Here is a 12,064-nt window from a genome sequence, read left to right as displayed (position 1 = left end):
TTAGTCCGCCTTTTATTTACGGTTTTCGATTTTATCGTAGAAATCTTTCAGTACGAAATAAGCTTTCTTTTTAATGCCGGAGCTCGAAACCAGTCCTTTTCTGTTCCAGAAATTTTGATAGACCGGGTGCTGCCTTCTCGGCGAACGGAAATCGACCAGAATCCACGGGGTCATTCCTTTAATTTGCTTTTGTTTGCCGATCATTTCAAGTTGTTTCTTGTAGAAATACGCCTGATGTTCTTCCGACCAGACGGTAAGGCTGTCGGCATTATAACCCTGCAAAGCGCCGGCTCCGGTCTCGCTTATTACAACGGGTTTGTCGTATCCGAATTCCCAATTAATTTTACTGCATTTATCCGGCTTGCCGTCGTACCATCCGATATATTCGTTGAACGACAAAACGTCGAGATATTTGCCGAGCGGGTCGTCCACCATATAAGTGAACGGTTCGTTTTCCTTGCGGTGCACTTCGAGCGCGGCGGAGATCAAACGTGAGCCGTCGAGTTCGCGCGCTCTTTCTGCGAGTTTACTCATAAAACGGATTCGCTCTTCGGTAACGGGCGTTTCGTTGCCCATCGACCAGATAATCACATTTGCCCGGTTCCTGTCCCTTACTATCATCTCTTCCAATTGATTCATTGCGTTGCGGAATGTCGATTCGTTTTCCCATTGGATTGTCCAGTAGACCGGAATTTCTTCCCACACCAGAAGACCCATTTTCTCGGCGGTTCTCACCATATATTCGTTGTGCGGATAGTGAGCCAGTCGCACGTAATTGCAGTTGAGCTCTTTAGCCCAATTTAGAAGCATCAAAGCTTCGGCTTCGCTGTACGCCCTTCCGGTTTTCAACGGGTTTTCCTCGTGCAGACAGATTCCCCTCAAAAAAACGGGTTTGCCGTTTAACAGAATATCCGTTCCTTTAACCGCTATAGTCCGGAATCCGATTTTATCTTTAAGCGTGTCGGTTTCCGTTTCTATTTTTATATTGTAGAGGAAAGGGTTTTCGGGGCTCCACAAATTCAATTTACCCGCGCGTATTTTAATTGTCGCATATCCGTTCGAGCCGGTTTTGAATTTATAATTAATATTTGCTTCTTCTATTCTGATCGTCCCGTTTTGCTCGTCTTTGGCTCCGTCGAGTTGAACGAAACCTTCAATCATTCCGGGGTCGTTATTGTTCAATTGCAACTTAAAATCCCGGATAAACGTAGCGTTGGTTTCGATCAAAAAGACGTCCCGCGTAATTCCTCCGTAATTCCACCAGTCGGTATTAACCGTGGGCACCCCGTCGAATCTTCTTGAGTTATCGACTTTAACGACCACAAAATTTTCGCCGTCTTCCAATAAATCCGTAACTTCGAAATTGAATGGCGTAAAGCCGCCGATATGAACGCCGAGCTTTTTGCCGTTGAAATAAACATGCGCTTCGTAATTGACTGCGCCGAAGTATAGGAAATATCTTTTATCGGATTTTTTCTTTACGTCGAAATCCCTTTTGAACCAGACCGTTCCCTCATAAAGTTTAAGCTCGTTTACCTGTGAATTCCAGTCGCCGGGAATCGTCATAGCCGGCGAGAGTTCGAAATCGTATTCGACGCGGTCCGTTTTATCCGCGGGCTTTCTATTGGAATAGAACCCGCCCGTACGGTCGCCGATCTCGTCGTACGGACGACGTCTGTAATCGTAAAATCCGTTTTCATACGGGTCGACTATATAATTCCATCTGCCGTCGAGCGAAATCAAATTTCTGTTGATTACGTTAGTTATAAGGTCGATCTTAGTTGAATTTTCATTTTGAGAATAAAGAGAAGAAGAAAGCGTTAAAATAAGCAGAAGGATTGCCAAGCGCCTCATTTTTTCCCCTTTGTATTTTTGTGGAATAATAACAAACGTTAATATAACCAATTTATCCCTCTTTTAAAGGAGGGTTATGTCGATTTTGATTTCTTATCCTACTTAAATGTCGGAGACATATACAATGTCGTAATCAATTGTTTAAGGTGTTTAATTATGAATAATCTTTTAAGCGTTAGTTTTCGAATTTATACTGGAAGCAACAATAAAAAACATAATCTAAATATTATTTCTAAATCTTATCAATCCGCGCAGATTCAAAACAGTTCTTTCAATTGTCTTTCGTCGACGCTATACGAAGGGTTGAACGCATCCGACTTCATATAATTCACAATCGATTTATAAAGACTGAACGCTTCCGGATAATCTGTGATTTTTTCCAGATCAGCCGTACACACAAGCAGCGAGCCTTTTCCTACTTTTAATTCGAAAATGAGTCCGAGTCTGTAATTCCGTTCGAGATTGTCGATAACGCTTACAATCGGCTTATAATTCTTTAGTTTGTTCAATATCAACGGACGCGAGGCTTTAATAATCGAAAACCATTGCCAGTTCGTATGAAAATCCGTCGGGAAATATTCGAACAAGGGATGATCCGGGTCGGTAAGAATTCCGAGCGTGCCCGGCGATACGGGCTTTTTGTTGTTCTCGCTTATGCTTTTGAACATGCCGTAATTCCAGAAATCGGGAGTGAACAGCCCCGCCAAACTTTTATTCTCAATCGTCTTATGATCGGGGAAAAGCAATACTTTATTTCCGCCGCGGAGTTTTTCAATTATTGCCTCGTCAATTTTATCGGCGACGGTTATATCCCCAAAATCAATTCTATTTTTTTCGGAAGGATAAACCCATAGAGGATACTCGTTTGCGTATTGAGCGTATTTCAACTTAAGATTAAAACGGGAGGGTTTATCTGCCGAGAGTTTAATTTCAATTTTTCCGGCGTCCGACAGCGTTCCCTGTTCGGATACGTAATTCTTTATAACTCCCGATTCAATTATATTTTTCCCGTCGGTCAATTCCCATTCGATATCATCCTCGATTTTTTTATCGGAATAATTTGCAATCTTTAAATTGCCTTCGAAAATCTCGTTCGACCGCCGGCAATACCCGGGAAATTCCAACAGCAGAACGACGTCGTTGCAGGATTGTTTCCATTTATCTACCGATACTACGCCCTTACCGTCCATAAACGCGTCGAGAATACCGACCAGCGCCGTACCCTGTCCGGGAAAATCCTGCAGATCGAGCAACTGGAACCCCGCCATATTCTTTGTTCTCAATGCGGCTTCCATCTCGGCTTTGTAGCAGATAGCCGACCAGGCGCCGGAGGCTCTTCTAAATTCTTTATCCATATCCTCCAAGCCGTTCCGAATCATTCTTTTGCGAAATATTTCCAGATTCCACGGCTTCAAAACTCCCGTGTACTTTTTAATTTCGGAGTAGTCCGGATAAATCTGATACTGCCCCACTTCGTGACTGATAACCGGAATTTTGATTTTGCTTACGGGATAGTCGAAATTTATTCGAGTCGAAGGATAAAAACCGTTAAGAATTCCCCCTTCTCTGGAATCTGCAAAAGCCTGCGAAAGACGCAGGTGTGTCAATACTGTATCGCGTTCGTAAGGAGTTCTGGCGCCGATATAATAGTCGGAAATTTCTTCGGGTTCGCGATACCCGATATTGTTATTTGCGCCCGTCGTATAGAGCAGAGTCGAGTCGATAGATTTCAATTCAGTTATAATCTTCACAACGCGTTCATGTCCCGACCAGATTTCGTTGCCCGCGCCGAACATTACAAACGAAGGATGATTGGCGTAACTGCTCAGCATACCGACGCCTTCTTTTTTAAGGCGTTCTGCGACCGAGTCGGATTCGAGTCCGCCCCAGAAAGGGAGTTCAGCCTGAAGATATATCCCCACGCGGTCGGCGGCTTCGAATGCCGCTTCCGGCGGACAATAGCTGTGGAATCTGTAATGGTTGATCCCGTACGACTTTGCAATTTCGAATATTCTCATCCAGCTTTCGACGTCCGTGGGAGTGTAACCGGTCAACGGAAAAACAGCCGCGTCGTGTTTGCCTCTCAAGAACGTTTTCCTTCCGTTTACAGAGAATTGCTTTCTTTCGGCTTTGAATTCTCTCATCCCGAATTTAACCGTTTTGGCGTCGATAATTTTTCCGTTTTTGATAAGAGCGGTCAGTTCGTAAAGAGGTTGACGATATTCGTCCCATAATTTCGGACTTTCGTCGAAATAATATGCGACGCGAATTACGGAGTCCGCGCTAACTTTATATTCGATCGACTTGAGTTCGTCTTTTCTTCCGTCCTCGATTAACGACATCTTTAATTCCACTTCGATTTCTGGAATCTCCAATCCGTTTTCGAGTTTGATTTCCACAGCGGCTTTTTTATTAGCGATATCGGGCTTAACGCTCAAACCTTTTATAAATGTTTTTTCTGTCGCTTCGATAAATATCTTTCCTATAATTCCGTTCCAGTTGGTTTGAGTGTCGTCGCTGTAAATATGAGCGTTGCCGTAAGGAGTCAGTTTGAGGTCGTTGTCGATTCTCAACGTAATGAAATGAGTTCCGGGAGTGAGAACGTCTGAAATATCATAGCGCTGCGGCGACTGCAGCAAGTACGAATTGCCGATGAATTTATCGTCGATCCAGAGCGTCGAAGGTTTTGTTCTTTCGAGCGTAAGTACTATATGCTTGCCTTTGAAATTATCGGGCGCTACAATTTTCTTGCGGTACCACGCCGCGCCTTCGTACTTATATTCCCTGTTCAAATGGAGAGTCGTCGTATCGTTATTGATGTATCCTTTTTTGTTCGAGTCGGTTGTGCCCGGCAGCGAAACGGAATCGGATAAATCCCCGGCGTACCATTTTTCATCAATCCCTTTATTATCCGGATCGAGTTCGAATTGCCACGTCCCCGAAAGATCGATTGAATTCCTGACGAATTGCTTTTCGCTTCCGCATGATAAAACGGCAAGAATCAGGGAAGTTGTAAATAACAGTTTAATAAACTTATAATTCATTTTGCCCGTTCGTATTTGTTGAAAGTTAATAAAAACAATACCGTATTAACGTCATGTTTCCTTCCGGCTGAGATTGTTTACCACGACAGCGCCGCACGAATCGCTCCATACGTTTACCGTCGTACGCACCATATCAAGGAGTCTGTCGACTGCCAGAACAAGTCCGACGCCTTCGAGCGGCAGACCGACGGCTTTCAAAATAATCGTAATCATAACGAAGCCGGCCATCGGAATAGCCGCCGCTCCGATCGAAGCCAGAACCGTCGTTAACAATACGATAATTAATTGAATAAAAGTCAGTTCTATGCCGTATGCCTGTGCTATAAAGATAACGGCTACGGCTTCGTAGAGCGCAGTTCCGTCCATATTTACCGTGGCTCCTATCGGCAGTACGAAATTAGCAACTTTCGGTTCCACTTTATCGTTATTGATTACGCATTCCATTGTAATCGGCAGAGTAGCCATCGAAGAGCTCGTAAAAAACGCCGTCTCGATGGCAAGCAGCATATTCTTGAAATGAAGCCACGGATTCATTCCTCCGAACATGGAAAGAATTACCGGGAGAGTCACAAAGGCATGGAAAAGGAGCCCTCCGAGAACGGTAAAGAAATATTTCATCAATCCGATAATCGCATCGAAGCCGGTTTCCGCCACAATGCCGGCTACAATTCCGAAGACGCCCACGGGCGCAAGCCAGATAATCCAGCGCACCATTTCCATCATTATATTGAATCCGCCCTGGAAAAAGTCGTTATAAAACGTCCTGTATTTATCCTGAAACCGCATAATGATCAGCGAGAACAAAATCATAAAAAAGATTACCTGAATTACATTGCCTTCCGCCATTGCACTGATCGGATTGGTCGGAATAATGTCGATCAGGATATCGAGAATGCTTCCTTCTGCGGCGGGAATGTTTTCCACGTTTGCCGATACGAGATTCGTAACGTTCGAACCGGGTTTTACGAGCGTAACGAGAATTTGCCCGGTTATAATGGCAAGCGTTGTGGTGGTGACATAATAAAGGAATGTTTTAACGCCTAGTTTCCTCAATTCCTTCCCGGATTCGATATTCAAAATTCCGCTGGCAATCGAAAAGATGATTATCGGCATTACAATCATTTTCAAAGAATTGATAAAAATCGCAGCCGCCGGATTTGCAACGGGCAGAATGCTTTCCCTGAAGAGATAGCCGAATAAAACGCCGAATACAAAACCGGCAAAAATCCAGAAAGTGAGAGATTTCAATAACTTCATAAAAACACCCCGAATTTTTAACGGAAAAAAGAGTTCTCCCGACAGTCCTTCGCCTCAGACTCAAAGACCGATATTTAACCGGGAAAATTATAATCTCAATATAATAAAAAGAGAGGGACGGGCATAAAGTAGAAGAGAAGTTAGCAAGAATCCAAGCCCATTTGAATCTGGCGAGCGGCAACTATTTAGATTTCTACGAAAATAGTTTTTCTAAAAAGTAAGAAATAAAAAATGAGCGGGACGACAACTTTATTCCGTAGCTAATTTCGCAATATCTTCACATTCTAATATTTTTTTAGTATATCCGTAAAGCGATGCATTTATCATCGCTTTCCCCAGCTCCTCAAGAGTAACTACAAATTTGGGAAACAACGCTTTCCAAACGGGATAAAGCGGCGCAAACAATTTATAGGCTTTATTAGTGTTTTTCAATCCTTTTATAGGCTGAATATAACCCGGTCTGAACATATAAGCGTCTTTGAATCCCAATTTGAGCAAATCGTTTTCCGTTTTACCTTTAATACGCGCCCACATTATTCTTCCTTTTTCTGTGCTGTCAGTTCCGGAACCTGAAACGTAACAAAAGGTCATATCCGGATTTAGCTTTAATAACTTTTTTGCAAAATTGATTGTTAAATCATAGGTGATGTGTTTGTATTCTTCTTCCTTTTTACCGATTGATGAAACGCCTGCACAGAAATAACATGCATTATATCCTTTCAACTCTTTTTCAATTGATGAAAGATCAAAAAAATCTTTGAGAATAATTTCTTTCAATTTATCGCGCTCTACTCCGCAGGTTTTGCGGTTTATTACTAATACGGATTCTACCTCAGGATGCAGAAGGCATTCGTGCAGAACGCCTTCTCCGACCATTCCGGTTGCACCTGTTATGATTGCTTTAATTTTTTTCATACTGCTAATTAAACTATCAAATTAATTTATTTCTTTTATTTCTACTGATTCTAATTGCTTTTTATAGACTTTGAGTCTGGCATTAGCGTTACTGTCTACGAGTAAAATAACCACTAACATTGCAATTGTTGTGATACTGATAGCCCGCCAAATTGGCTTGTCGATAAAAATAATTAACAAAGCTGCCACGGCAATGATTGCAGGAAAAACTTTGATAGCAATTGTTTGATACTCTTCCATTGTTTTTTCGACACGGGTTATTTCCGATTGCACGAAAGCAGATGTGTCCTTGCTGTATTCTGCAGGAAAGCTTTTGGCTCTTGAATTGTTTGAAATGAATAATCCAAGTCCAATTGTTAAAAGCAAGATGCCAGCCACCAGCGTAGGGAGTATATATGCTTTGGCTAGTTCAGTCTTTCCCAATTGCCCAAAACCTACGCTTGCAGCTAAGAACATTACTCCGAACAGGATAAAAAATGATGTTGAAAAAGCTTCTGCTTTCGCCCATTCCGTTGCTGTTTTTAAAATATCCATTTTAATTCCTGCTTTTTTAATTTATAAATTCCATTTAAATTCAACAGCCTTTTCTGAAATATCCCATAATTTCTCCGCTGCCTTTTTATCCTTTGCGAAGGGTTCCAATTTGCATTCTCCAACCGGGCCTGTCCAGTAACCCCGTCCGGTAGGCCCATAAAACCCTTCTTGGTTCAGGTCCTCTTCTGTAGCGCACATTACTTCCGGATATGATCCTTTTACGGCTGATTGTACAAAAGGAGACAGCGTCATCAAAAACCATATAAAACGCATAATCAAGCTGCCGCTTGTTTTAATCAATGAAGTTCTGGAAGCGCCCGGGTGGCAAGCATAAACTTTCACATCGTTCCTGCCGGCTTTTTTCAATCTGTCTTGCAATTCATAGACGGACATAATCTGCGCCAATTTGCTTTGGCTGTAAGCGTCGTTCGCATTGTAATCCTTGTCCCTGTTCAAGTTGTCAAATTTGATAGTTTTTAGTCCCAACTTATAACCCATACTGCCAACCGTCACGATGCGTCCTTTTGATTTTTCAATGAGCGAGAAAAGCAAACCTTGCAGCAGAAAGTGACCGAAATGGTTTACTCCCAGTTGACTTTCAAAACCGTCAACGGTCAATTGCCGTTTGGGCACTTGTGCGATTGCCGCGTTGCAGATCAGAGCGTCAATTCGCGGGACATTTTCCAGAACTTCCTCCGCGGCTTTTCGCACCGAAGCCAGGTCTCCCAAATCTATTTGAATAGAGAATGCGTCTATATCGTCGCCCAATTCATTTTTCAGCCCGGCGATTACCTCTGCGGATTTTTGAACGTTACGGTTCAACATAACAACTTTAGCGCCTTTGGAAAGAAGTATTTTTGACGCTTCAAAACCCGTCCCACTGGTAGCGCCTGTGATTACGTATATTTTTCTTATGAGCGAACCGATTCGCTCAGGCGTCCAGCCTTTTGATCCGAATTTATTTTTGTTCAATTCTCCTATTCCTTATTTTGTTTATCGTATACATCAATCGAATAAAGTCATTTTACCTCTAGGTAAATCTGCTAAACAGATCGTCGCCCCGCTTCATTGATGGCAACCAGTTTGGATATTCAGGCGCTATTGCGCTTACATCGTCAAGCTGTTTCATTTCTTCGTCGGTCAATTCAATATCGACTGATTTTAAATTGTCAATCAATTGCTCTTCCCTCCGCGCTCCGATTATTACGCTTGTTACGCCTTGTTTGTGTAAGAGCCAAGCTAAAGCAATTTGCGCTACGGAAGCGTTTTTGCTTTCCGCAATCTCTTTTAATTTGTCAATAACGGCAAATCCCTTCTCTTTATTGACCGGCGGAAAATCGAAGTTTTTTCTTCTTCCTTCAGCTTCGCTTTCACGAGTGAATTTGCCGCTCAAAAATCCGCCTGCCAGAGGACTCCAGATTAAAGTACCCAAACCGAGGTCAATTGCCGCGGGTAGAATTTCTCTTTCCAATTCACGTCCAACCAATGAATAATAGGCTTGAACGGAGCAGAACCTTTCAAGATTATATAATTTCGAAACGCCGTCGGCTTTTGCGATTTGCCAAGCGTTAAAGTTAGATAACCCGATATACCGCACTTTTCCCTGGCGGACTAAATCATCCAGCGCGCGCAATGTTTCTTCTATTGGCGTTGTTGTATCCCAGTTATGAACCTGATAAAGGTCGATATAATCTGTTCCAAGCCGTTTCAAGCTGGCTTCGACTTCGCGCATAATCGCCAGTCTGCTTGCGCCAAGCGAGTTTGCTGATTTGCCGAACGGGTTATAAACCTTTGTTGCAATAAGCGCCTCTTTTCTCTTGCTACCCAACGCTTTTCCGAGCATAATTTCAGATTCGCCGAAGTTATAAACGTTGGCGGTATCAAAAAGATTTATTCCGGCATCCAAGGATAAATTTACCATCTTAGTTGCAAGTTCCTGTCCGGTTGCGCCGATCATTTGCGCAAAAGGTCCTTCTTTTTCACCGAAGGTCATTGTTCCGAGCGTAAGTTCAGAAACATAAAGACCGGTGTTTCCCAACGGTTTGTATTTCATTTTTCATTCTCCCTTTATATTGAATTAATCGATTTACTAATTGTTATTTTGTTTTGAAAACCCACGTTGCTCTCATATTTAATTTGTTCCGGCTCCTTCAGTCTCCACCAGTTTTTTTGAGGCAGCCTATTCGGATATAGAGTAGACTCGCCTACAATTGGCGTCGCATATTGAATTCCTTTCCGGTTTGCTTCGGCTAAAAATCGCTCCATCGGTTCATACCAGTCGTGCAGCGCCAGATTAAACGTGCCCCAATGAATCGGATGCAAAACTTTGCCTTCAAGGTCAAGATGAGCCTGTATAGTTTCTTCGGGAAACATATGAATATGATGCCAGCTAGAATCGTAAGCGCCACACTCTAGAAATGTTATATCAAACGGTCCGTATTTTTGCCCGATTCTTTCGAATCCTTTGAAATAACCGGAATCACCGCTGAAATAAATTTTATGCGATGCGCCTTTCAAAATAAAAGAAGCCCACAGTGTTTTATCGCGGTCGAAAAGCCCACGTCCGGAAAAATGTTGAGAAGGCGTGCACGCAACGAACAGACCGTCAATCGTCAATTCATCCCACCAATCCATCTCAACAATTTTCTCGGCGGGAACGCCCCATTTAATCAATTGAGCGCCGACGCCAAGTGGCGCAACAAATCGTTTCACCCGATCGCGTAGTTTTTCAATAGTCCGGCGATTGAGATGGTCGTAATGATTATGGGAAATTACTACGATATCAAGTTGAGGTATCTGATCTATTTCTACCGGCGCATCGCCGTTATAACGAGACGGACCGAAGAGCGAAATCCGTTTTGCCAACACCGGGTCGGTCATTATGCGATAGCCATCCAAATTAATAAGCAAAGTGGAATGACCAAGCCAAGTAACGGAAAGACGTGACGAATCCCCGCTCATAAAATGGCTCAAATCCGCTTGCGCTCTCGGAAGGGATCGACGGGGAACTCACTCTCCCCCGCTGAAGAAATATTTCCATAGCGATTCCGCATAACCTGTAACAGCGGGCTGCCCCCAGGGGGTTTCATTGTAAAATTTTCCATCGCGATACTGCTTTGAATTTTTTATCTTTTGCATAGCAAAGTCTCCTTGATTATATAAGGCGCCGCTGTGGGCGCATCCGAGCGCCAAGAGGGAAATTATTATTATCCCAACTATACCTGCGACCATGACAATTATTTTACGATTACGACTCATCTTTATCATACCGTTATATAATGAACGTTCATTTATTTTTATGTAAAAATTTTTTATAATTTAATTGCGTCCCAGGCAAGTTGGAAAGCTTTCTCCGCGTTTTTCCTGCTTAGGGCGTTATTACGGTTTCGGCGCGGATTTGACAATATAAAAACCGGATAATAAATAAACGCCCCTATGATTTCCAGACTTACGTCTTTAATAATTTTTTGTTCTATTCCTTTTTTAATTACCTTCAACATGGGTTCGAAACTGCTTTCCGCTTCTTTAGAATCGACCGAATCGTAATACGGAGAATTCTGGAATTGCTCTGCGTAATTTGCCAATTCGGGATGTTTGTATATAAAATCAGAAGTGTTAATCCATATTTTATAGAAAATATCTCTTACAGGGTCGTTTTCATTAAAGTCTTTAAGCATCGCCTTTCCCATCCGCCTTTTAATTTGAAGGTATGTTGAAGTCAGTAGGTCTTCTTTGTTTTTGTAATAGATATAAATGGTAGCGGGCGATACGTTGGCTTCTTTGGCAATTTTTGAGACGGAACTCGAAACAAACCCGATTTCGTTCACAAGTTTTACCGTCGCTTTGAAGATAGCCTCTTTTTTATTTTCGTCTTGAATTCTCATGCCACAAAAATAAACGAACATTCACTTATATGCAAGTGTTTTTAAAATATTTTTGCTAATTTTTTTAAAAGCCGGGCGGCGCGGGGAATCCTGCGCCGAACTTCTAACCGCCTTAATATCCCGACGGAATAATATTGATGTAGTAGAATAATTCTTGTTATAAGGATTTGGCAGTAATATTAGCTTGCATATTATAGGATACTTTAATATATTTTGACTATTGAAAACCAAAAGAAAAAATATGATTAAGAATTTTGCACAATCAATTATATTCAAAAGTTTCGTGCTGATTCTTTTTATGCTGCATTTAGTGCTTGCTCACATCGTATTTCAAAATTACGTTCTATGTTTCGAAAATGATGGCAGTGTTGTACTTGAAAGCGTTTCGTATACAGAGAATTGCTGCAATTCAACAAGTTCACTGATGACTGTAGAATATACGGAAAATAACATTGATGAAGATTGCGGTCTTTGTAAAGATATAACGGTTTCAGAAAATTGTGATGAAAAATATTCAATAACACTTAACAAGACTAACTCGTTGACTACTGCTGTTCTGAATATTAATTACACATC

The 12,064-nt window shown here is 42.1% G+C and carries 10 protein-coding genes; all 10 read right to left on the bottom strand.

Annotated elements, in window-relative coordinates; translation table 11 throughout:
- Positions 1-12 precede the first annotated feature (12 nt).
- The 10 genes from ACOYVE_RS03295 to ACOYVE_RS03250 all read right to left on the bottom strand — a co-directional run bounded on the left by ACOYVE_RS03295 (position 13) and on the right by ACOYVE_RS03250 (position 11,488).
- Positions 13-1,854, bottom strand: a complete 1,842-nt coding sequence (locus ACOYVE_RS03295; protein WP_422880753.1) for a glycoside hydrolase family 2 protein — start codon at positions 1,852-1,854, stop codon at positions 13-15.
- A 257-nt stretch (positions 1,855-2,111) separates the two neighbouring features.
- Positions 2,112-4,898 (bottom strand): glycoside hydrolase family 2 protein, encoded by a 2,787-nt coding sequence (locus tag ACOYVE_RS03290; protein ID WP_014855245.1) that lies wholly within the window; start codon positions 4,896-4,898, stop codon positions 2,112-2,114.
- Positions 4,899-4,949: 51 nt separating this feature from the next.
- Entirely contained in the window at positions 4,950-6,155 is a 1,206-nt protein-coding gene (locus tag ACOYVE_RS03285; protein WP_014855246.1) for a dicarboxylate/amino acid:cation symporter, read from the bottom strand.
- A 249-nt stretch (positions 6,156-6,404) separates the two neighbouring features.
- Positions 6,405-7,070 carry an NAD-dependent epimerase/dehydratase family protein gene (locus tag ACOYVE_RS03280; RefSeq protein ID WP_014855248.1) on the bottom strand — a complete coding sequence of 222 codons (666 nt, stop codon included), beginning with the start codon at positions 7,068-7,070 and terminating at the stop codon, positions 6,405-6,407.
- Positions 7,071-7,091: 21 nt separating this feature from the next.
- Positions 7,092-7,604 carry a hypothetical protein gene (locus ACOYVE_RS03275; RefSeq protein ID WP_014855249.1) on the bottom strand — a complete coding sequence of 171 codons (513 nt, stop codon included), beginning with the start codon at positions 7,602-7,604 and terminating at the stop codon, positions 7,092-7,094.
- A 21-nt stretch (positions 7,605-7,625) separates the two neighbouring features.
- Positions 7,626-8,576 carry an SDR family oxidoreductase gene (locus ACOYVE_RS03270; RefSeq protein WP_014855250.1) on the bottom strand — a complete coding sequence of 317 codons (951 nt, stop codon included), beginning with the start codon at positions 8,574-8,576 and terminating at the stop codon, positions 7,626-7,628.
- A 58-nt stretch (positions 8,577-8,634) separates the two neighbouring features.
- Positions 8,635-9,657, bottom strand: a complete 1,023-nt coding sequence (locus tag ACOYVE_RS03265) for an aldo/keto reductase (RefSeq protein WP_014855251.1) — start codon at positions 9,655-9,657, stop codon at positions 8,635-8,637.
- A 14-nt stretch (positions 9,658-9,671) separates the two neighbouring features.
- Positions 9,672-10,565 (bottom strand): MBL fold metallo-hydrolase, encoded by an 894-nt coding sequence (locus ACOYVE_RS03260; RefSeq protein ID WP_081489438.1) that lies wholly within the window; start codon positions 10,563-10,565, stop codon positions 9,672-9,674.
- 48 nt (positions 10,566-10,613) lie between these two features.
- Complete coding sequence (locus tag ACOYVE_RS03255) at positions 10,614-10,742, bottom strand: hypothetical protein (protein WP_264358293.1); 129 nt, start codon at positions 10,740-10,742, stop codon at positions 10,614-10,616.
- Positions 10,743-10,915: 173 nt separating this feature from the next.
- Positions 10,916-11,488: a TetR/AcrR family transcriptional regulator gene (locus tag ACOYVE_RS03250; protein ID WP_014855253.1), complete on the bottom strand. Its 573-nt coding sequence runs from the start codon at positions 11,486-11,488 to the stop codon at positions 10,916-10,918.
- Positions 11,489-12,064: the final 576 nt, after the last annotated feature.

Origin of the sequence: Melioribacter sp. (assembly GCF_049325435.1) — a bacterium.
In the GTDB taxonomy this organism is placed as follows: Bacteria; Bacteroidota; Ignavibacteria; order Ignavibacteriales; family Melioribacteraceae; genus Melioribacter; species Melioribacter roseus.
The sequence above is the reverse complement of the archived record's forward strand: the minus strand, read 5'-3'. Positions and strand labels throughout refer to the sequence as shown.